Below are 19812 nucleotides of genomic sequence, written 5' to 3'. Positions count from 1 at the left end.
ATCAGACTCCTTTCCCTTTATAAAGCTTCCATCATGTGATACATGGGCATGATCATTGACAGGTACATGATCAGCACTGTAATTCCCACTGTGATATAGGCTGCAGGCTGAATCATCAGCAGCCATTTCATTGTTTTGTCTTCAAGTCTTTCAAGGACAAACTGGCTGTATGTATACAGCTCTCTTGCAAGCCTTCCGTTTGCTTGTCCATGGCCGACGACCTGACTCATTTCCTTTTCGTAAAAACAGTTAAGGCTTATGAGGGTTTCAAATCTCTCCCCTTTTTTTAAATGTTCAATAAACCATTTCGCTTCATCTCTGTAAAACGGAAGAAAATTCTGATGTTCAAAAACCTTGAGTGATTCATAAATCGATAAACCGCTTTTCAGAAGATTGCTCAGCTGCAGGGAAAAATAGTAGCTGTTAATAAGGACAATGATTTTTTTCCAGATTGGAATTTTCAGCATAACCCTCATTTTCCTCTGAGGTTTAAAGGCTCTCAGCCGGACCATATAATAAACACCGAAAAGCATCAGGAAGACGAGGCTTCCTATCATCGCTAATTTTACTGCTTCAAACAGGAAAAATAGAAAATGTGTCAAAAAACTGGGCTCAAGGTTCATGGAATGGTAGATCTGCTGAAACTGAGGGGCAATAACAGATTGTGAGAGGTAAAAGAGAATTCCAATTGTAAAGAAGAGAAAAAGAGGATATTGCATGACCTTCTTCCATTTTTCGTGCTGTACGACTTTTCTGCTGAGCATATCTCCCGCCTCTTTAAAGGCGGCATCCAAATCCCCGTGCTTTTCAGCAAAATACAAATAGCTCAGGACTTCACGGTGAAAGGATAATTCTTCAAAAGCCGACCGGATGGACTGGCCTGCAGAGAGCCTCCGCAGACAATGAGCCACATCCCCGCTTTTGTCTGCCCGAAGATCAATTGAAGTAAATGTTAGTGCTTCATTTAATGTGTAGCCCTTTTCTAAAAGACTGCTCATCCTCTTCAGAAATTGAGATTGCTCCTTAAGGCTCCATCTTTTTTTAGTCTTCATAGGCATACATCCATTTATGAAGAGCATATGAGGGCAAGTACCCAAGGGCAATTCCCTTTTTTATCGCATCCCTTAAGGTGGCATAATCACATTCGACCTTTTCTCCTCGGGCTTCTTTTATGGCAAGAGTAAGATTTTTACCGTACAGCATTTCAAAGATTCCAAGTCTCCTGACGTTCCTCATTTTTTTACACTGCGGTGAGCATTCGCCCTCGCAAAATGGACATTTAACCCCGACAAGCCTCTGAGCAACGACCGCGAGAAACGTCTGCTCAATTTCAGACAGGCTTACATCAAATTCAAGCATTCTGTATATGGCGCCTTTGGCATCTCTTGTATGCATCGTCGAGAGCACCAAGTGCCCGGTTAGCGCTGCCCTGATTGCAATTTGTGCGGTTTCCCTGTCTCTTATTTCACCGACCATAATAATATCCGGATCGTGCCTCAGTATGGCCTTCAGCCCGACCGCATACGTGATCCCCGCTTTTTCATTAACCTGTACCTGCAGAACCTCGGAGCTTTTCGTTTCAACCGGATCCTCAAGCGTTATGATGCTGCGGTTAAAATGTTTTTTTGCATAATGAATGAGAGAATATAGAGTCGTTGTTTTTCCGGAACCGGTTGGACCGGTGAAAACCATTAAACCGTGGGAATGATTTAGAAAAGAGAGAAGTTTTTGTGCGGACTGCGGAAAAAGCGACAGCTTGGCGACGGAAGGGATACAATCATTCGGGAGGATTCTGATCACTAGACTTTCTTCAAAAACGGTAGGAAGAGTGGACATGCGAAGCTGAACATTGATTGCCTGATTTGACAGAGCAAGTGAACCGTTCTGGGGTCTCCTCCTCTCGCCAATATCCATGGAGGCAAGAAATTTAAAATGGGCAATGATCCTGCCGCAGACTTCTTTGCGGATAATCCTCTTTTCAATGAGATCATCATCGATTCTGTATTGAATGACCGCGTCTGTTTCCCTGGGAACAAAATGAATATCAGAAGCGTTAAGCTCACAGGCTTCTTCTACAATTCTTTCACTGAGCAATTCGATGGAATTCATGATTTCCTCCTTTCTGTGCGGCTACTGAAAGCCTACCTCATTTAAGGAGATAACGCACATGGCGAAAAGTGAATTTTCGGGACGATTCATGAGTTCTATAAGGGTGAAAAACTCATTTTCTCCTGGATGAAAAACAAAAAATAGAGCGGCAATGAATAATTTTACAAGTTCTGCCCATACTTAATAAAGTCTTTAATGGGCTATAGCCAAGCGGTAAGGCAACGGACTTTGACTCCGTCATGCGCTGGTTCGAATCCAGCTAGCCCAGTCAGAAATGCGGAGCCGACTGTTCAGCCCTGACAGGCAGAAAAGAAATCACCGGAAAAGTCCGGGTTTGACTTTTTCGGGGATTTTGTTCTGACGGAAGGGCTAGGAGGCGGAGCTAGACACCACGAAAAGCGGAATCGCCCGGTTAGCTCCGAAGGACAGAAAAGGATCCGACGGAAAAAGCCGGGTTTGCTTTTTGCGGCGGATCCGTTCTGGCCGAGGAGTTGGGCGATGGAGCTGGACACTACGAAAAGCGGAGCCGACTGTTTAGACCTGACAGGCAGAAAAGAAATCACCGGAAAAGTCCGGGTTTGACTTTTTCGGGGATTTTGTTCTGACGGAAGGGCTAGGAGGCGGAGCTAGACACCACGAAAAGCGGAGCCTTACGTTTAGCTCCGGGAGTCAGATAAGAAATCACCCAAAAAGGCCGGTTTTGCCTTTTTGGGTGATTTTGTTCTGGCAGAGGAGTTGGAAGGCGCAGCTGGACACCACGAAAAGCGGAATCGCCCGGTTAGCTCCGAATGACAGAAAAGGATCCGACGGAAAAGTCCGGGTTTGACTTTTTTGACGGATTTGTTCTGGCCGAGGAGTTGAGCGATGGAGCTGGACACCGCGAAATGCGGAGCCGACTGTTCACCCCTGAAAAAAGAAGGATCGGGATGTTCAACCTTTGCACAATCACCAAACACCAAAAAACCTGCGGATATTGTATCCGCAGGTTTTTTAAGCGTTTCTTTTCGCATAATAAATATATGGCTTCCTCTTTGATTTGAGCAAGGACGGTTTCAGATAGTAAACCCTGTACCCGCTGTTCAGGATTTCATATTCAATATATTTCAGCTTGTTCTTTTTAGCAAACTCTTTGGAAGCTTTTTCGATGCTTGCCTCATCTGTAATAAAATTCGGGCTGGAGTAGTCTGTTGCTACGTTCCGGTTGCCAATGCCTTCTAGGAAAAATTGAATTTCTGTCATCATCATTCCACCCTTTTCGTTCTTTATAATGAACTATCTATATTCACTATACAAAGAAAAGGCTGAAATGAAAATCTTCAAATTCGGGCATATTTTTAAGTTATCACATCATTACTAGGTATTTCTGCATAATTCTAATGAATTCTTATTATTTCGTTCCCTATAAAGAACATGTGGGCTTTTTATGAAACGGATTTTTGTACTTCTTTCTTTTTAGAAAGCTTTGTAAGGGCTTGAGGATTATAGCCGACGACCAGTTTTTTTCCGTCTGTGATAATAGGCCTTCTAAGAAGTTTGGGCTCGTCGATGATCAGTTTTATCACATCTGAAAGCGGCAGTTCATCTATATCCAGGTTCAGTTCCTTGTATGTCTGGCTGCGGGTCGCTAGAATCTCATCCATGCCGTCTGTTGTAAGCTGAAGGATTTTTTGAAGTTCTGAATAAGTAGGAGTTTCGCGAAACAAATGTTTTTCATTGAAATCAACGTTATGTGCCTTAAGCCAATGCTTTGTCTTTCTGCATGATGTACAGCTCGGATAACTATAAAAAACCAATTCGTTCATTGTCTTCATCTCCCATTTCATATTGTTTTTTTATGATCAATTTTGCTTAGACGACAACTGTTCAACTTGTATAAACCGATTGTACAGCAATTGTTTAACTTTTGTACAGCAATAAGCCTTGATTTCAACAAACTTTTTTTTAGGTTTGTTTACACTTTGTGACATAATTGGTACTTCTAGAATGTAAACGCTATTTACAAGGGTGTTGGACGTACATTATAATAAAAAAAGTGATGGACTTAGGGACTTAACAAAGGAGGGATTGACATATGGATCGCATGTTCCGAGTATTAGGCTTCTGGACTGGCATCTTCGCTGTCATGTTTTACCTGGGAGATATGAAAACGACTTCATTATTATTCTTCGGTCAGACGGGATTTTTCGTGTTTTTATCTTATCTTAAACTTTCTGAGCGCATGTACATTTACGTGTTCGGCGCATATTTAACGATTTTCTTCGTGGGCTTTACATATTGGACTACATTTATGATGGTACCTGGGCAAGGCGGTCACTAAGAAAAGCGGAGCCGACTGTTCAGCCCTGACAAGCAGAAAAGAAATCCCCGGAAAAGTCCGCTTTTGACTTTTTCGGGGATTTTGTTCTGACGGAAGGGCTAGGAGGCGGAGCTGGACACCAAGAAAAGTGGAATCGCCCGGTTAGCTCTGGGAGTCAGATAAAGAAACGGCGGTATAGGCGCTTTTTGCCTATACCGCCGTTTCTGTTCTGGCAGAGGAGTTGAGCGATGGAGCTAGACACCACGAAAAGTGGAATCGCTCGTTTAGCTCCGGGAGCCAGATAAGAATCCGGCTGAAAAGTCCGGGTTTGACTTTTTTGACGGATTTGTTCTGGCAGAGGAGTTGAGCGATGGAACTGGACACTAGGAAAAGCCAATTCGCGCGCCCCCTCTATCGGACTTATCAGACAAAAAAATGGTGATCTGCAAAATGCAGGTCACCATTTTTTATAAATGTCTTCAGTCAGGCGTTCAATTCCTTTGCCATGCAGATACACATGAAACGCAGAACTGATACCGCCCGGCATGATCAGGTCTCTTACAGCTCTGTTCTGTTTGGCAGACGGGCTGAAAGGATCTCTGTGGGAATGCTCATGAAGAAATGAAAGGATTCCCGCATTCATCAGAAACTGATCCTGCCTTTCTTTCACGAGCAGGTTCCACCCAAGCTCTTCCGCTTTTTTCTCATAAGCATCAAAATGGATATGGGTTGTGATATCCATTTCAAACGGGTGCAGAAGCGGCGGCATCATTTGATGTTTGAAATATCCCCTCATGCTCCCCTGCTTTCTTGCAGGAGTGTGCCACTCTGCGTTTGTGTAGCCATAGTCCGCCATTGCGATGACAGCAGCCTCACAAGCATGATCCAGCATCCGCATATAGCTGAGCATAGACAGCGGCACTTCAAAACGCTGGCCTTCTGAGAGCTGAATATTCTGCCACAGCAGGAAAGAAACAATCTCTTCATTTTTGAGAGGCTCGAATTCTTCAACGAGCAAGCCTTTTTTATAAGCCACTTTCACTTCAGCAAGCTGTGAATCTATTTTGGCAACTACATGTACAGGAAAGGCATCAAACAGTTCGTTTGAGAAGATGATCCCTCTGAAATTATCCGGAAGCTGCTCCTGAAAAGAAACGGCAAGGTGTGCACACCTTTGCATTTGAAGGTTTCTGTGAAACCCGCTTCCTTCAACAGAAATAACCGTTAATGCCTCATAAGTATGAGGTGAACACTTTTTCCATTCCAAAAGGAGTGCTTCCAGAAATCTCCCTGTGCCCCCGCCGATTTCACAAAACGCCGGTTCAGCAAGCCCTTTTTCAACAATCCTGGAAAAAAAGGCTGCAAATACTTTCGCATAAACATCCGAGACATTACTGGATGTGTAAAAGTCCCCGCCTTTTCCTATCTTTTGCCCAGGTCTTGAATAGTAGCCGTGCTCTGAATGATAGAGGACAAGGTTCATATACTCCGCATAGGAAATAGAGCCTCCCTGCCGGTCAATCAAATCGAAGACAAGCTGTTTCATGGCACTTCCTAAAAACCGTTTAAAAATGGATTGCTGTCCATTTCGGCTCCTATCGTTGTATCCTGTCCGTGTCCAGGCAGCACGACCGTGTCTTCAGGAAGGTTCAGCAGTTTGTCATGAATGCTTTTAATCAGCTGGCGATGATTGCCTTCAGGAAGATCCGTCCGGCCAATGCTGCCCGCAAAAAGAGCATCTCCCGATACGACAAATCCGCTTTCCTCAAAGTAAAAGGAAATGCTTCCCGGTGAGTGGCCCGGCGTTTCCAGCACTTTGCAGGAGAAAGACCCCGCATTCAGAATGGTTTCCTCATCAATCAGATAGTCGGCGTCTTCAGCTGCAATAGATTGTCCAAGAAAAGCATTTGACCCGTTCTTAGCTGGATTACCAAGCCACTTTTTTTCAAGTCTGTGTATGTAGACCGGAACTTTGTATTCATTGCGCACGTCGTCAACTGCGCCGATATGATCGAAATGGCCGTGTGTCAGAAGCACAGCTACTGGCTTCAGGCCGCGTTTTTGCAGGTGCTGAATCAATTTATTTCCTTCGCTCCCCGGATCAATGACCAGGCATTCCTTTTCGCGGTTAGAGATTATGTAGCAATTTGTTTGGAGAGGACCTAAAGGCAGCTGCTCCCAATTCATATAAACACCCCGTTGCATGCATTTTCTTTCTATTCTACACTAAAAAGGGAAACAACTAAAAGAAGGAGAGGCTGAAAAGGGTGAAAAGATTATGGGGAATTGAATGGACCAGTGATGCCTGTGCTCAAGCTATTCAGGAATATGACTGGATAGACAGAGCGGATATGATCACGGTAACAGACTGCAGCCGTCTTGTCACACAGCTGAAAGAAGAAAAACATACTCTGATAGAAGATGTGCACGAGCTGCTGCAGACAGACCTGAGTGTGCTGTACGATACATTTACTGACTATGGTTTTACAAGTGAAGCGGGCCGCCATTATTTCCTTTCAGAGATGATCCTTTCGTTCAGACTCACAAGCGGCGATCCTCTCCAGAAACACATGTGCAGACTTCAGACAGAAGAGCACCTGATTGCAGAGAATGGCAGCGTTTTATTCACAGACGCAGACAATTTGGAGCTCATGAAAAAAATGGCTGAATCATATGGCGTCTGCATAGAATTCGGGCCTCGACAAACAGAATGAAAACGTTTAAACTATTAAAAGGAATATTTTGCTTTTCTTCATGATTTTATGAAACGACTTACATACGTCAGGGGGCTACAAATATGGGGTTAGTTATTATTTTTGCTCTTGTTACATTGCTGTCTGTGCTCGGATTGCTGCGCTCGTTTAAAGACAAAAATGTAATGGGCATTGTTTTCGCCGGCGGAACACTTGCTGTTTTCGGATGGTTTACTGTTATGACCATTCTTCACCATGGATTTCCAACTGCTCACTAATAGGCAGCAAAAAACGGCCATACCGGGTGCACATGCACTCTGTATGGCCGTTTTTGTTTTTTACTCCTGATGGGCGTTTACACTTTTAAGCTTGCTTTCCATTGTAGACGTTTTGTCTCTCCGGTCATCAATGCGGATATTGGTGGCTACTCGTTGAATCCCTTTCTCAAAAGGAGACTCGTGAATCGCCTGAATGACTTCAAATAAATCCGGCAGCTCCCCTTCGATAAGCGTATTCATCGGGGTAAGCTGAAATTTAATCTTGCCTTCCGCTTCATATCCTCTGAGGATTTTTTGAACCGCTGCTACATATTGGCTTACACTTGCCGTTTCGGTGCCTATTGGTATGACGGTTACATCTGCTATAGCCATGTTCGTTCCTGCCTTCTTTTTTCATTTAACGATACTCTTAATTTCACCATCTTTCAAGTGAATAAGCTTTTCCCGGTACGATCCGTACAAGGCATATTTCCCGTCAGGTGAAAGGCTGATCGGACTGTTATCGACATTCCGGGTGATGACCTCCATTGATGCTTTTTCCGGGTCAACAGCAGTCAAATCGAACTTCCCTTCCATATCTCCCGGAATAAAAGTATAGAATACACCTTCCGCAGTGTCATATTCAGGAATAAGCCACTCGGAGTATAAAGGAGTTAATGGAACGTCAAATGAATAGAGAAGTTCTCCGTTTTTGAAAAATAAATACGTGCCGGTTGATTCCTCTTCGTTCTCTACTTTTATTGAAAATGTGTATTCCCCAAAATGCGCATGTGAAATAATGTGTTCATCAAGAATCCGCTCTTCCTTTGTCTGCAGAGAATAGGCTGCAAGAGGAGCTGTGAGCTGCGGTTCTGCTTCATTCCATTTCAGATAAGTGACTTCATCATCAGTGAGCCACTGAATAAAGGGAAGCTCGACCGGGTTTTTTTCAAGCGAATAATCACTCATTGAAAGGAGAAATGTTTCAAAAGACCAGTTTTCATCAAAAGCTGTGATGAAAAGTTTTTCTCCTGATGGACTCCATGACAGATTCAGTTCAGTTGACGGGAATGACCGCTCTGTTCTGATATTTCCTGATTGATCAAGGATCGTGATGTTTGCCTCATAGCTTGAAGGGCTGGAGTGAACGGCGAGCAAGCCCGTCTCCCGGTTGATTGACAATTGAACGATGGATGCCTTTGTTTCAAAAAACGGTTTTCTTTCTCCTGTGAACAAATGATATTGGTAGACGACTGATCCGCCGGCATTTTCGCTTAAATAATAAATACTGCTCTCATTTGCCCAGTCTTCAGCAGAAAAGAATTCTGCATCCGAAAGCGGGACGACATCTTTTTCTGGTGCCTTGTCTGCAGACTTATCTTTCTCATTCAATTGCTCTGATTTTACTTCCTTTTCGTCCGGAACATCCCGAGATTGATGAGGCTGCTGCGAGCAGCCGGCAGCAAGCATGACAATAAATAGTACAGCGGTAAATAGTCTGGCTCTCATCATCCCGTCTCCCCTCTTCTTATCTTGTATTACGTTCAGACTTGCTGAAAAGTTTCAGGATTTCAGCATATATAATGAAGCCCAGAAAATGCCTCTGCTTTTTTTGTAAATTTCATCGAACTGACTGAGCGGAAGAGGATTCACTCCCGTCCCAAGCTCTATAGTATACCCGCATTTCTTCTGCTCCAAAACAAACCAGTCCCTGAATCCAGCGTGACTGTCAATGGTTCTGATCGCTTTATAGCCGCTCTGCCTGCTGAATTCTTTCACGATGATGCCCGCTTGTTCAGGCTCGCAGTTCATATATCCCCAATAGATTTCTTCTCCCTGGGTATGGACAGCGACAACCATATCAAAATTCTCTGTATCCGCAAGCTTTGCCATCATAATGGATTCCGGTTCAGTCAGCGGCGCGTCACCCGGGTAGTCCCTTGAAGACGGTGCTTTCGGAATTTTCCTCTCCTTTTCAATCTCCCAGTTCGCAGGATATTGATTGTTCAGATCAATTCCGTTTATATTCGCCTTCCACTGTTCAAAATCAAGGCTGTTATTGTTCATCTGAAGCGTCGAATGATAGTGCGGATGATCAGACGGCAGACCGTTCAGTACAAGCTGTACACCGTCAGGATTGACCATCGGGACAAAAGAAAGCGATACTTGCTGATATAAATCCATTGCGGAATGACCTTCAAATGACCCTCCGTCAACAACCGCTTCTAAATATTCATGAAGCCAGTTCATCAGAACAGATGTTGTAATCCATTCATTTGCATGAAAGGAGCCGTTCATATGGACTTTTTTGGGTCCGTTTCCAATTTTAAGCTCATACACCGGCAGCCCCAGAACACTGTGTCCAATGGTCCGTTTTTCTACAAAAGGATATGCATGAAGGATTTTTTCGAGATCTTCAAGCAAAACAATGTAATCATATGCTCTCTTCTTTTGGATAAACTCAGGTGATGGCGGCAATGGAATCTGACCCTCATAAAAGTCTATTATATTCCTAATATGAGGTGCATTGAAAGTGGACGATATGTGACAGTTTACATTCTCGGTAAAAGGTATGCGGAGCGTCTCTCCTGAAAGGATGCAGGCTGCAGAACAGGCAGGATTTGCCTCAAACAGGAGCTGTTCATGTATATTCAGCAGATGGGACAGTTCTTTTAAATGTGTATCCCTTTTTACTCTGACAATCATTTCAATCCCCCCAAAAAATGTGCTTATATTCAGCATATGATTGCATGCGTGCTTTCTTGTTAAAGCATTTTCCAAAGGGGATCAAAGAAAATGAAAAAAAGCTTTGGCACAGGGCCAAAGCTTTTGCAGGTTTATTCTTGTTTTTCATTTTCCTTTTTCATTTCATCATAGAAACGAAGCAGGTCACCATAGATGATTTTATCGGAGTAGTTAAGCTCCTGTTTCGCTTTATCCATATATGGTTCACATGCATCCTTGTCTTCAGCAGGCTCCTCTGTTGATTTGTCGTAGCATGTGCCGCTTGTGTAGACAAATTTGTCTGTGATGAAGCTTCCATCACGCAGAACCGTAAACGGAAGTTTATCTTTTGAGAAAAGATCCTTGCCGAATTCAATCTCATCTTTCGTCTCTACGCCAAGCAAATGCATGAGTGTAGGACGTATATCAATCTGACCTGAAACATCAGAAATGGTTTTAGGATTCTGATCTGTCACACCAGGGATGTGAATGACAAAAGGCACTCTCTGAAGCTGAATTTCATCGTACGGCGTCACTTCTTTGCCTAGGAATTCGCCCATGGCTGCATTGTGGTTTTCAGAAATGCCGTAATGGTCGCCATAAAGGACAATAATGGAGTTCTCGTAAAGACCTTCATCTTTTAGTTTTTGAATGAAGTGTTTTAAGGCCTCATCCTGGTAGCGCACAGTCGGGAAGTAATTATTCAGCGTTTTGCTGTTTGAGTTAAACTCATCCACCATTTTGTCTTCTTCGTTCAGTTCAAACGGGAAGTGGTTGGTAAGCGTGATATGCTTGCTGTAAAACGGCTGGGGAAGTTCTTTCATATGGTCAACAGACTGTTCAAAGAACTCTTTGTCTTTTAATCCCCATCCGACAGAATTTTCTTCATTTACCTCATAGTCATTTACATCAAAGAACCTGTCATACCCGAGTGTCTGATACATGATGTCGCGGTTCCAGAAGCTTTTATTGTTGGCATGGAAAACGGCCGAATAGTATCCTTGCTCTTTAAGCAGCTCAGGAGCCGCTGCATATTCGTTGTTGCTGTTTGTAAAGAATACTGCTCCCCGCCCAAGCGGATACAATGAATTCTCTACGATAAATTCAGAATCGGACGTTTTACCCTGTCCTGTCTGATGGTAAAAGTTTTCAAAGTTATAGCTTTCACCGATAAAATCATTTAAAAATGGCGTGATTTCTTTGCCGTTAATGGTTTCGTTAATGACAAAGCTCTGAGTTGATTCCAGTGAAACCAGGATAACGTTTCTGTCTTTTGCGATTCCGAACATGTCTTTATTCGGTTCTTTTTTATTTGCTTTTACATAGTTCTCTATTTCAGTAAGACTGTTGCTGTCTGCAAGAGCACGCTGTGCAGATGTTTTGGACTGCAGCACGCCGTCATAAATGTGGAAATTATAGACGCTGATGTTTTTCACAAGCATCTCACGGTCAAAGGAACGTGTAAGCAGCTGCGGACGTTCTGTCTCAGCCAGTCCAAGGTTAAAGAAAAAGATTCCGGCAACAAGCAGATAGAAGGCCGATTTTTCTTTTCTTGTGACGGTGGCATCTGCCTGAAAGTGCGGGCGCTTCATAAGCCAGGCAAGAATGACAATGTCAACAAGCAATAGCAGATCAAGCGGTTCGAACAGGGAAGAAATGCTGCTTCCCAGGTCACCCATATTGCTTGTCTGAAAAAGAACCGGAATTGTCAGGAAGTCATTGAAAAACCGGTAAAAAACAATGTTGGCAAGCAGGACAAACGTAACGATCATGCTTGCAGCAAGGATATAGCGGTTGCGGTTCTTCTCTTTCATGAACAGGCCAAAGCCGAAGATAAACAAAAGAAAGCTCAGGGGGTTAATAAACAGGATAAACTCCTGGGTGAAATTTTCAATTTTGATATCAAAGCTAGTTTTGTAGACAACGTATGTTTTGATCCACATGAACAATGTCGCGATAAGCAAAAATGAAATTTTTGAAAATGATTGGATACGCATTTCATAACCTCCTCATTCGTTAGAACCTGCGCAGTCAAGATTTCGTTTTTTTTTTATTTTTTTAAATTCTCTTTAATTTCCATAAATTAGGCAGATTAAACAACTAAACCATATCTTAATACTTCTTTAACAAAAAATCAATCGTTTTTAACACTTAGCTTACAATAGGATGATAGAATTGTAATGTTGTTCAGCTTATTCGTTTTACCCTATAGTTAGACGTATAAAACCCAAAAAGGTTTCAAAAATGCCAAAGTAAATATCTTCTGAATATTCTTTAAAATAAGAAAGGAGCCTTATCTGCTTTGATAAGGCTCCTTTTAGTATTGCTTGCCCGGGTTTTTATATGCGATTAAACCGCGGAAAGTTTTGTTTTTACAAGCCACGCTCCGCCAATAACGCCCGCATCATTGCCAAGAGTTGCAATGGATATAGACGCGCCTTCAGCCACACGCGGGAATGCATAACGCTTGAAATACTTTTCTGTGTTTTTTCTTAAGTGCTCTCCAGCTCTTGAAACTCCTCCGCCGATTACAATCTTCTCCGGATTCAGACCGTTTGAAAGGTTTGCAAGTGCAAGACCAAGCTGTTTCGTAATATACTCAACAACTTCCGTTGCAAGAGCATCACCCTGTTCAGAAGCTTCAAAGACATCTCTAGACGAAATGCTGCCATTTTCAGCATAAAGGGTTCTGAGGCTGCTATGCGCATCACTTTCGCTCAGTTTTTCAACGGCAAGTCTTACAATGCCCGTTGCAGATGCAATTGTCTCTAAACAGCCTTCTTTTCCGCAGTTGCAAGGTGCTCCGCCTTCAGTCACAGAGGTAATGTGCCCTATTTCTCCCCCTGCACCGTTTACACCATGCACAACAGTTCCGTTTGAAATGATGCCGCCGCCGACTCCTGTGCCAAGCGTTACACAAATAACATCCGTCGCTCCGTCTCCGGCTCCCTTCCACATCTCGCCGATCGCTGCGATGTTTGCATCGTTGTCAATAACGGCTCTAAGGCCTGTTTCAATTTCAAGATGATGTTTTAGCGGGTAGTTCTTCCAGCCAAGGTTCACAGTTTCATACACAAGTCCTGTTTCTAAATTCACAGGTCCGGGTGCACCCATTCCGATGCCGGCAAGCTTTGCTTTTGTCTGGCCAAGTTCTGCAAGTTTGGCGTCAATGGCCTTTGCAATATCTGTCGTAATGGTTTTTCCGCTTTTATCTGTAGGGATCTCCCACTTTTCAATCATTTCGCCGTAATGGCTGATAAATGCCATTTTAATTGTTGTACCGCCAAGATCTATTCCAACCAGCCATTTATCTGTCATAATATGTCATCCTTTTTTGTTGTAGTCTTTGAGAAACCGTTTGCACAATCATTTAAAACAACAGGAACTATTTCTTTTCAAGAACCCGCTGCCTTTCCTGCCTCAGAAGCAGGATCGCCATTTGGTAGTCCTTTACGTCCATTAGGTTTGATTCATATATTTGCCTGATTTCCATTTCCATCAGTTCAAGATCAGCTGCTCTGTCTCCAATATATATGATTGTTCCCATTTTTTTTAGAAACTGCTGAATATCGTAAATCGTTTTCATCAATACACCTGCTCATTTCAAAGATATTCTGCATGAACCTACATAAAAGTATAAAGGAATGTCACTTTCCGTCAAGAGGATATTTTAAAATTCAAAACTAGAACATATTTTTAAGGGAACAAAAAAAGAGCGGAACCGCTCTTCGCTACAATCCATTTATCAGAAGTGAACCGTAAAGATACAGCCCCCCTGTAAAAAACAATGCAAGAACAGCTCCTGTCAGCCGCAGTCCCCATTTCTTCTGTTTGGGCAGCTGCACCATCAAAGCTGCAAGAAATCCTCCTGCAAGACCTCCGATATGACCGGCGTTATCCACTCCGGGAAATACAAAGCCAAAGAGAAGATTCAAAACGATAATGAAGATGACATTTGTTCCAATTGTCCTGAAAAACAGCTTAGGCTTGGCAATACCCATATAGAGCAAGGCTCCGAAACAACCAAAAATGGCGCCTGAGGCCCCGGCGGATATAGAAGGACTGAATGCAAAGCTTGCGAGCGTTCCTGATGCTCCCGCAAACAAGTAAATAAGCAGAAACCTTACAGACCCGTACATCCTTTCAACCGCACCCCCTATATAAAGAAGCGCCAGTGTATTCATCAGCAGATGAAGGATTCCGATGTGAAGAAGAATGGGGGTGAACAAACGCCACCATTCCCCGTCAGCAAGCAGCGGGTTGTATTTCGCCCCATAGTCAACAAGCGTTTGAGGGTTTTGGCTGCCTCCTGAAGCTTCAAGAAGCATAAACATGCCGACCTGCAAACCGATAAACAAATAGGTGAAAAGAGGTTTTCCATAACGGAAAAGCTGCCTTTCTTCATTCGCTTTCTTGTTTGAATGAAAGATGGCCTCCTTCTTTAACAAGCTTATGTCTGCTTCTTCTGCATCTTCTAAAAACGACAGCCTTTTCCCAAGCAGCGCTCCAAGATAGTCAATCATCTTCTGCTCATTGTCTTTATGGATAACAACCGATTTAATGGTTATTTTTCCTTCCTGATGCGGTTTTTGGGTCCGGTGTTCCCAATCATCGACAGGCGGATAGGGAGAGAGATAAATATTCAGAAGCTGGACAGGGTGCTTGAATGTTTGCGCGCGAAGCCTATCCATTCTGAATGCGGTTCTCTCGATATCCTGCTGAAGCTGACTGCCCCAGTCCAGGTCAATCTGCAGGATGCGGATAAGCTGAAACTCTTTATTTTTATTTGGAGCAAGCAGCACTTCTTGATCATCGTCCGAAAGACGGATGATCTGATCGTTATGCCGCGTGACAGCATCATGAACATATTTCCAGAAAAACTGTTCCTGCCTCATTCCCATATGCTTCTCTCCGACCTTTTTAAATATAGTATACCAACTCCATGCATCCCTGTTAAGAAAAGCGCCTGTTCCTTAATCTGATGAAGCCTGCAAATCCGCCTGCACAACAGGTGTTCCAGAGGTCTTTCTGATGCCTGTGATTAAGTATATGTCTGCAAAAAGACAAAAAAGCACCTGCAGGAGGCGCTTTTCAGCGGAAAACACGGAACATAAACTTATTTCGGATAAACGGTATCCTCATCGACAGCTGTATAAATTGGTGCCGGATGGCCGGGCTGCTCAGAACGGCATTCATCAGCCTGTAGCGGTACTGATAAAAGACAAGAGCTCCGAGTATAGTCAAAAGTACAGAATTCACCTTTCGCATGATCATCCCTCCTGCTATTACTCTCTGCGGGAGATCACGGTTTTATCCATACATCATTCACTTTCGGTCAATAAAAAAGAAATACAAGCACAGCTGCACCAAGGATCGCGGTGAAATTAACGGCATCATTATCAAGAAAGCCGCCGGTTTTCACTCCTTCCGTACCGCAGTGCATCTTTTTTTCTGTTACTTTTCCGCATGAAGGGCATTGAAACTGTACCTGAACTGCCGCACCGAGAAAAGTATCCAGCAGATTTCCGGCAAAGCCTATAAGAAAGATCAGATAGAATTCTTTAGGCTCAAGGGCAAAAACTGCATATGCGCAAAGCGCTATCAGCCCGGATCCTGCCGCTGCGGCTGCTGTGCCGAGAACGCTGACTGCGCCTGATGTTCCTTTCTCCACTTGTTTAAAGGAAAAAATCATTCTCGGCTTCTTTCTGCTCAATGTTCCAATCTCTGAAGCCCAGGTGTCAGCATTTGCAGCAGCAATTGCAGCGCTGTAGACAGCAAATCCCCCCTCAAACGGAAAAAATGCATACAGAATACTTAAAAGTGAGGCAGCACCTCCATTTGCAAACACTTGAACGGCATCCCTTTGGTCTCCTTTAAAAAGCATCTCTTCAACACTCGCTTTTTGATTCCGCTTGTACTTGCTCCATAAGCTTGAGCTTCCAAAAAAGACGCCCAGCAATATCAGTCCCGGATATCCAAAGCCTGCATAAATGGAGACGCCGGTACAAGCCGCTGCCGCTGCACCGCCAAGCGTTAAAGACTTCAGCTTAAATCCTGCAGCAGAAATGCCCAGAATAAACAGAATGGCAATTGAAAGATCAGCCACTTGTCATGATCACCTCATCTTCAGTTATGATCTTCCTGACCGGAATATCATGATGTTCAGCAGGAAGCTCAGGCAGAATTTGTTCAGAAAAGGCAAGAGAGACCGTCATCCCGCCAAATGAAGGAAGATACCGGTCATAATAGCCTCCACCGTAGCCGATCCGGTACCCCAATTTGCTAAAACAAACCCCGGGAACAAATAGAAGATCCATTTCGTCAGGCGTCACTAAGGATGTTTTTGAAACAGCGGGTTCCTTCAAGCCGTAATAAACAATCTCCAGCTGATCTTCTGATGTATACGTGCGAAATTCCATTTCCCTGGTTTTCGGCAAGCATCTCGGAATAGCTACACGCTTGTTCATCTGCAGCGCTTTTTCAATGATACTATTTGTGTCAACTTCCATGCCGCGTGAGATTGTAATGCCAATCGTCTTGCTGTCTTTCCAACAGGAGGATTGAAAGAGTTGTTTATGTATACGCCCGCAAAGGCTCCTGTATGTATCAGGGTTCATCTCCGACATTTGGTCCAGCATTTGTTTTCTCAATGTTTTTTTCAGCATCAGCCATTCTCCCTTTGCTAAAATTCGCGTAAAAAAAAAACAGCAAGGAAAAAATTCCTGCTGCTTACTTTGTTTCGCGGTGCAATGTAACCTTTTTCTCTCTAGAGCAGTATTTTTTAAGCTCCATACGATCAGGGTTATTACGTTTATTCTTTTTAGAAATGTAATTACGTTCGCCGCATTCTGTGCAAGCCAATGTAAGATTAACGCGCATGTTGATTTCCCTCCAAACTGAAAAAACTTATACTAAATCAGACTTAACTATAATAGCATTTTTAAAAAATAAATGCCACATTATTTTCATATTTTATTTCATACAGATGTTAGGAATTTTTTTTCGTGTACTCCTGCCAGGCATTTGCCGTCTCTTCATTCATATCTGCGAGAGCTGAGTGATCCTGAATCTGGCACTGCCCGATCATCCCGCCAAGACTGCACGATTTTCCTACATAGCTGTTTTCCCACAGAATGGAATGTGTAACGGAAGATTTTTCGTGGATGATGGCTGATTCAGACAATACAGTGTGAGGACCCACTGTAGCCCCTTCATGTATAATCGTATTGCTGCTGATATAGATTGGTCCCTTCAAGGTTACATCATCGTGAATGGTAACACCGTCCTCCATCCAGATGCCCTTGGCAATCTCTTTTCCTTTTGGGGCCAGGTTCACCCGATGTTCAAGCATATCAAATTGTGCTTCGCGGTAATTTGAGAGAGTTCCAATATCCGACCAGTACCCATCCGCTCTGAAAAGGGAGATGGTTTCTTTATTTCGGATCATTTCAGGAAATAGATCATTGCTGAAGTCACTGCATGCAAACTCTTCCAGATAAGAGAAAATGCTTGGATTGAAAATATAGATTCCCGTATTGATGGAGTGGTCCGAAAGGTCATTCCATTTCGGTTTTTCAAACATCCTGCTGATATGGGCTTCTTTTGAAAGCAGCACTCCGTATTCAATCGGGAGATCCAGCGGCTTTGTGAAAATCGTCGCAGCGGCACCGTGTGACAAATGATGATCAATGCCTGCTGTTAAATCAAAATCGGTCAGAATGTCCCCGCTGATGACAAGAAAGGGTTCTGTCAGAAGCTCTTCTGCAAGCTTGACGCTCCCTGCTGTGCCAAGAGGCATTTCCTCTTCACTGTATGTGATTCTGATGCCCCACTTCGAACCGTCTCCAAAATAGGACCTGATGGCTGATGACAAGTAATGCACGGTCATAATAACATCATCTATACCATGCCTTTTGAGAAGCTCAAGGCTATATTCCAGTACGGGCTTATTCAATATGGGCACAAGCGGCTTTGGACAATGATTTGTAAGCGGTCTGAGCCGGCAGCCTTCTCCGCCTGCGAGGATAACAGCTTTCACTTTATTCAGCTCCTTGTCTTTATGGAATTCAGCACTTCATATACTTCTATCACTTGCTCTGCAAACAGATCATAGGAAAAACGCCGCGAAACGTCAGACAATCCTTCCTTCGCAAGGCGATCTGCCCATATTTTATTTGTTAGTGCCTCTAAGATAGCTGATGTTAAAGCTTCCGAATTCCCCCGCTCAAATAAAAGACCGTTTTCTCTATGCCGGATGATTTCTTTAAGCCCGCCGGTATCAGATGCAATTGTAAGCTTCCCCGCTGCCATGCTCTCAAGGGAGATCATTCCAAAGGGTTCATACAAACTTGGCACAACGGTCATCTCACAGTTCTTAAAAAATATATGAAGAGGTGCATCGTCTAAAAAACCAAGAAATATGACATGATTTTGAACGTTCAATTCTTTCGCTAGTTTTTCATATTCGCTGCGGAACGGCCCATCTCCTGCAATCATAAGCCTAATTTCAGGAAAACGCTTTAAAATTTCCGGCATGGCTGCAAGCAGCACGCCGAATCCTTTTTCGGGGACCAGCCGCCCCGCTGCAAATATATATGGCTCTCCAGAGAAAAAAAGAGGTTTTTTGTTTTTAGAATTTTTATCATTCATATTATTTTTCAGCGGATTTATTCCATTATAGATGACCGCAGACTTGCCTGGGGCCATTTCTAATTGGTCTTCAGCCTGTTTCTTCATATATTTGCTGCATACGATGACCCTGTCAGAATCTTTAACAAGTCTTTTTTCTTCCATAGTAATGTGTTTCTGCAGCCGGGTGCATGCGGACCCGTTTCGCCCTATTTCTGTCGCATGTATGGTCGCTGCAAGCGGAACTCCCCATACTTCCTTTACAGCCCGTCCGGCTCCGGCAGTCAGCCAGTCATGTACATGAACAAGATCAAATGAGAGGCATCTGTTTTTTTTCAAAAACTGAACGAAAGCAAAGTTCATGTTCAGCACCCACTCTTCAAGGCTATTGCTTGTTTTATGCAGGGGTTTTAACCTGAATATGTGCAGAAAAGGCGCCGGGTTCTCATAGCCTGCCAGAGCGTGATCTGCTGCAGCAGTTAATAGAATGACTGTTTTCTTTTTTTCAGCGAGGGCTTGAACAAGGACATGCACATGACGGCCAAGCCCGCCAATCAGATTTGGCGGATATTCTGTTGAGATCATAAGAACAGAAGCGTGAAGTTTGTGGAGCGTGCTTTTGATCTCCTCCACATCCTGCATATTCGTGTTTATGTCCTTAAACTTTAGCGGATCTATTTCATCTGGAACATTCCCATAGGAGGTGTATCCGGAAAAGCAGCGTTCCCAGTTCGTCCTGGGAGAGGACGATCGCCAATCTGAACTGCTGCCGCTGCCGGTTTCTCCATCAACGGAGTCTGATCTTGCAAGTGTAAGTTCCTTGTTTTGATCATAAATGACAAGATCGGCAAAGTAGGTTGCTTCCGTTCCGCTGTATGAAATGAATGCGTGCCATTCATGTTGCAGTTCTATATCCTTATAAGCAAGAAACCCTTCTGCCTGCCTGAAAAAGCGAATCTTAATTCCAAGGAGGGAAAACGCTTTGCCGAATAGAGCGGACACAATCCTTTGATCCGGCTCATCAATATGCAAGCTTGCATACAAACCTGACCGTTTTCTGGCGAGACTGATTCCTGTCCCCTTTTCATGAATGATTTCCACTGCT

The 19812-nt window shown here is 43.5% G+C and carries 22 protein-coding genes and 1 tRNA gene; 4 read left to right on the top strand and 19 right to left on the bottom strand.

Annotated features, from left to right (window positions below):
* Positions 1 to 17: 17 nt before the first annotated feature.
* Positions 18 to 1052: a competence type IV pilus assembly protein ComGB gene (gene comGB / locus MHB63_15745; protein MEK3807974.1), complete on the bottom strand. Its 1035-nt coding sequence runs from the start codon at positions 1050 to 1052 to the stop codon at positions 18 to 20.
* A complete protein-coding gene (gene comGA / locus MHB63_15740; protein ID MEK3807973.1) occupies positions 1042 to 2109 on the bottom strand; it encodes a competence type IV pilus ATPase ComGA in 1068 nt (355 codons plus the stop codon). The genes comGB and comGA overlap by 11 nt, the downstream gene beginning before the upstream one ends.
* A gap of 196 nt (positions 2110 to 2305) precedes the next feature.
* On the opposite strand from comGA, the gene MHB63_15735 reads away from it, so the two are divergent.
* Positions 2306 to 2377: transfer RNA gene (locus MHB63_15735), tRNA-Gln, on the top strand.
* 722 nt (positions 2378 to 3099) lie between these two features.
* On the opposite strand, the gene MHB63_15730 is transcribed toward MHB63_15735, so the two are convergent.
* Together MHB63_15730 and MHB63_15725 are read right to left on the bottom strand one after the other, a co-directional pair.
* Positions 3100 to 3348: a hypothetical protein gene (locus MHB63_15730; GenBank protein ID MEK3807972.1), complete on the bottom strand. Its 249-nt coding sequence runs from the start codon at positions 3346 to 3348 to the stop codon at positions 3100 to 3102.
* A 182-nt stretch (positions 3349 to 3530) separates the two neighbouring features.
* Positions 3531 to 3911 carry a Spx/MgsR family RNA polymerase-binding regulatory protein gene (locus MHB63_15725; GenBank protein ID MEK3807971.1) on the bottom strand — a complete coding sequence of 127 codons (381 nt, stop codon included), beginning with the start codon at positions 3909 to 3911 and terminating at the stop codon, positions 3531 to 3533.
* A gap of 269 nt (positions 3912 to 4180) precedes the next feature.
* Here MHB63_15725 and MHB63_15720 point away from each other — a divergent pair, with 269 nt between their 5' ends.
* The gene (locus MHB63_15720) at positions 4181 to 4426 is read left to right on the top strand and encodes a DUF2626 domain-containing protein (protein MEK3807970.1); all 246 of its coding nucleotides are present in this window, start codon (positions 4181 to 4183) and stop codon (positions 4424 to 4426) included.
* A 436-nt stretch (positions 4427 to 4862) separates the two neighbouring features.
* Here the strand turns inward: MHB63_15720 and MHB63_15715 are convergent, their stop codons facing one another.
* Both MHB63_15715 and MHB63_15710 read right to left on the bottom strand, forming a co-directional pair.
* On the bottom strand, positions 4863 to 5951 hold the full coding sequence (locus MHB63_15715; protein ID MEK3807969.1) for an SAM-dependent methyltransferase: 1089 nt from the start codon (positions 5949 to 5951) through the stop codon (positions 4863 to 4865).
* Positions 5952 to 5959: 8 nt separating this feature from the next.
* Positions 5960 to 6592 (bottom strand): MBL fold metallo-hydrolase, encoded by a 633-nt coding sequence (locus MHB63_15710; GenBank protein MEK3807968.1) that lies wholly within the window; start codon positions 6590 to 6592, stop codon positions 5960 to 5962.
* An 80-nt stretch (positions 6593 to 6672) separates the two neighbouring features.
* Here MHB63_15710 and MHB63_15705 point away from each other — a divergent pair, with 80 nt between their 5' ends.
* Entirely contained in the window at positions 6673 to 7119 is a 447-nt protein-coding gene (locus tag MHB63_15705) for a hypothetical protein (GenBank protein MEK3807967.1), read from the top strand.
* A gap of 83 nt (positions 7120 to 7202) precedes the next feature.
* Positions 7203 to 7376: a DUF2759 domain-containing protein gene (locus MHB63_15700; protein ID MEK3807966.1), complete on the top strand. Its 174-nt coding sequence runs from the start codon at positions 7203 to 7205 to the stop codon at positions 7374 to 7376.
* A 60-nt stretch (positions 7377 to 7436) separates the two neighbouring features.
* On the opposite strand, the gene MHB63_15695 is transcribed toward MHB63_15700, so the two are convergent.
* The 13 genes from MHB63_15695 to MHB63_15635 form a co-directional block, all read right to left on the bottom strand.
* Positions 7437 to 7748 carry an MTH1187 family thiamine-binding protein gene (locus MHB63_15695; GenBank protein ID MEK3807965.1) on the bottom strand — a complete coding sequence of 104 codons (312 nt, stop codon included), beginning with the start codon at positions 7746 to 7748 and terminating at the stop codon, positions 7437 to 7439.
* Positions 7749 to 7769: 21 nt separating this feature from the next.
* Complete coding sequence (locus MHB63_15690) at positions 7770 to 8864, bottom strand: hypothetical protein (GenBank protein ID MEK3807964.1); 1095 nt, start codon at positions 8862 to 8864, stop codon at positions 7770 to 7772.
* A gap of 54 nt (positions 8865 to 8918) precedes the next feature.
* Positions 8919 to 10061, bottom strand: a complete 1143-nt coding sequence (locus tag MHB63_15685; protein ID MEK3807963.1) for a M14 family metallocarboxypeptidase — start codon at positions 10059 to 10061, stop codon at positions 8919 to 8921.
* A 131-nt stretch (positions 10062 to 10192) separates the two neighbouring features.
* Positions 10193 to 12076, bottom strand: a complete 1884-nt coding sequence (locus MHB63_15680) for an LTA synthase family protein (protein ID MEK3807962.1) — start codon at positions 12074 to 12076, stop codon at positions 10193 to 10195.
* 352 nt (positions 12077 to 12428) lie between these two features.
* The gene (locus MHB63_15675) at positions 12429 to 13397 is read right to left on the bottom strand and encodes an ROK family glucokinase (GenBank protein MEK3807961.1); all 969 of its coding nucleotides are present in this window, start codon (positions 13395 to 13397) and stop codon (positions 12429 to 12431) included.
* A 67-nt stretch (positions 13398 to 13464) separates the two neighbouring features.
* Positions 13465 to 13665 carry a YqgQ family protein gene (locus MHB63_15670; GenBank protein MEK3807960.1) on the bottom strand — a complete coding sequence of 67 codons (201 nt, stop codon included), beginning with the start codon at positions 13663 to 13665 and terminating at the stop codon, positions 13465 to 13467.
* A gap of 145 nt (positions 13666 to 13810) precedes the next feature.
* Positions 13811 to 14980 (bottom strand): rhomboid family intramembrane serine protease, encoded by a 1170-nt coding sequence (locus MHB63_15665; GenBank protein MEK3807959.1) that lies wholly within the window; start codon positions 14978 to 14980, stop codon positions 13811 to 13813.
* A 190-nt stretch (positions 14981 to 15170) separates the two neighbouring features.
* Complete coding sequence (locus tag MHB63_15660) at positions 15171 to 15347, bottom strand: hypothetical protein (protein ID MEK3807958.1); 177 nt, start codon at positions 15345 to 15347, stop codon at positions 15171 to 15173.
* Between the two features lie 67 nt (positions 15348 to 15414).
* Positions 15415 to 16185, bottom strand: coding sequence for a DUF92 domain-containing protein (locus MHB63_15655; GenBank protein ID MEK3807957.1), 771 nt, complete (start codon positions 16183 to 16185; stop codon positions 15415 to 15417).
* On the bottom strand, positions 16178 to 16744 hold the full coding sequence (locus MHB63_15650) for a 5-formyltetrahydrofolate cyclo-ligase (GenBank protein ID MEK3807956.1): 567 nt from the start codon (positions 16742 to 16744) through the stop codon (positions 16178 to 16180). The genes MHB63_15655 and MHB63_15650 overlap by 8 nt, the downstream gene beginning before the upstream one ends.
* 64 nt (positions 16745 to 16808) lie before the next feature.
* On the bottom strand, positions 16809 to 16958 hold the full coding sequence (gene rpmG / locus MHB63_15645; GenBank protein MEK3807955.1) for a 50S ribosomal protein L33: 150 nt from the start codon (positions 16956 to 16958) through the stop codon (positions 16809 to 16811).
* Positions 16959 to 17067: 109 nt separating this feature from the next.
* A complete protein-coding gene (locus MHB63_15640; protein ID MEK3807954.1) occupies positions 17068 to 18117 on the bottom strand; it encodes an NDP-sugar synthase in 1050 nt (349 codons plus the stop codon).
* A 5-nt stretch (positions 18118 to 18122) separates the two neighbouring features.
* Positions 18123 to 19808 (bottom strand): glycosyltransferase family 4 protein, encoded by a 1686-nt coding sequence (locus tag MHB63_15635; protein ID MEK3807953.1) that lies wholly within the window; start codon positions 19806 to 19808, stop codon positions 18123 to 18125.
* Between the last annotated feature and the right edge of the window lie 4 nt (positions 19809 to 19812).

This window comes from Bacillus sp. FSL H8-0547, assembly GCA_038002745.1.
Classification (GTDB): domain Bacteria; phylum Bacillota; class Bacilli; order Bacillales; family Bacillaceae; genus Bacillus_P.
Note: the sequence above shows the minus strand (reverse complement) of the source record. Positions and strands in the feature narration are given on the sequence as shown.

Coding starts and splice junctions, on each gene's coding strand:
- comGB (MEK3807974.1), bottom strand. CDS start 1,052: ATGAAGACTAAAAAAAGATGGAGCCTTAAGGAGCAATCTCAATTTCTG.
- comGA (MEK3807973.1), bottom strand. CDS start 2,109: ATGAATTCCATCGAATTGCTCAGTGAAAGAATTGTAGAAGAAGCCTGT.
- MHB63_15730 (MEK3807972.1), bottom strand. CDS start 3,348: ATGACAGAAATTCAATTTTTCCTAGAAGGCATTGGCAACCGGAACGTA.
- MHB63_15725 (MEK3807971.1), bottom strand. CDS start 3,911: ATGAACGAATTGGTTTTTTATAGTTATCCGAGCTGTACATCATGCAGA.
- MHB63_15720 (MEK3807970.1), top strand. CDS start 4,181: ATGGATCGCATGTTCCGAGTATTAGGCTTCTGGACTGGCATCTTCGCT.
- MHB63_15715 (MEK3807969.1), bottom strand. CDS start 5,951: ATGAAACAGCTTGTCTTCGATTTGATTGACCGGCAGGGAGGCTCTATT.
- MHB63_15710 (MEK3807968.1), bottom strand. CDS start 6,592: ATGAATTGGGAGCAGCTGCCTTTAGGTCCTCTCCAAACAAATTGCTAC.
- MHB63_15700 (MEK3807966.1), top strand. CDS start 7,203: ATGGGGTTAGTTATTATTTTTGCTCTTGTTACATTGCTGTCTGTGCTC.
- MHB63_15695 (MEK3807965.1), bottom strand. CDS start 7,748: ATGGCTATAGCAGATGTAACCGTCATACCAATAGGCACCGAAACGGCA.
- MHB63_15690 (MEK3807964.1), bottom strand. CDS start 8,864: ATGAGAGCCAGACTATTTACCGCTGTACTATTTATTGTCATGCTTGCT.
- MHB63_15685 (MEK3807963.1), bottom strand. CDS start 10,061: ATGATTGTCAGAGTAAAAAGGGATACACATTTAAAAGAACTGTCCCAT.
- MHB63_15680 (MEK3807962.1), bottom strand. CDS start 12,076: ATGCGTATCCAATCATTTTCAAAAATTTCATTTTTGCTTATCGCGACA.
- MHB63_15675 (MEK3807961.1), bottom strand. CDS start 13,397: ATGACAGATAAATGGCTGGTTGGAATAGATCTTGGCGGTACAACAATT.
- MHB63_15670 (MEK3807960.1), bottom strand. CDS start 13,665: ATGAAAACGATTTACGATATTCAGCAGTTTCTAAAAAAAATGGGAACA.
- MHB63_15665 (MEK3807959.1), bottom strand. CDS start 14,980: ATGGGAATGAGGCAGGAACAGTTTTTCTGGAAATATGTTCATGATGCT.
- MHB63_15660 (MEK3807958.1), bottom strand. CDS start 15,347: ATGCGAAAGGTGAATTCTGTACTTTTGACTATACTCGGAGCTCTTGTC.
- MHB63_15650 (MEK3807956.1), bottom strand. CDS start 16,744: ATGCTGAAAAAAACATTGAGAAAACAAATGCTGGACCAAATGTCGGAG.
- rpmG (MEK3807955.1), bottom strand. CDS start 16,958: ATGCGCGTTAATCTTACATTGGCTTGCACAGAATGCGGCGAACGTAAT.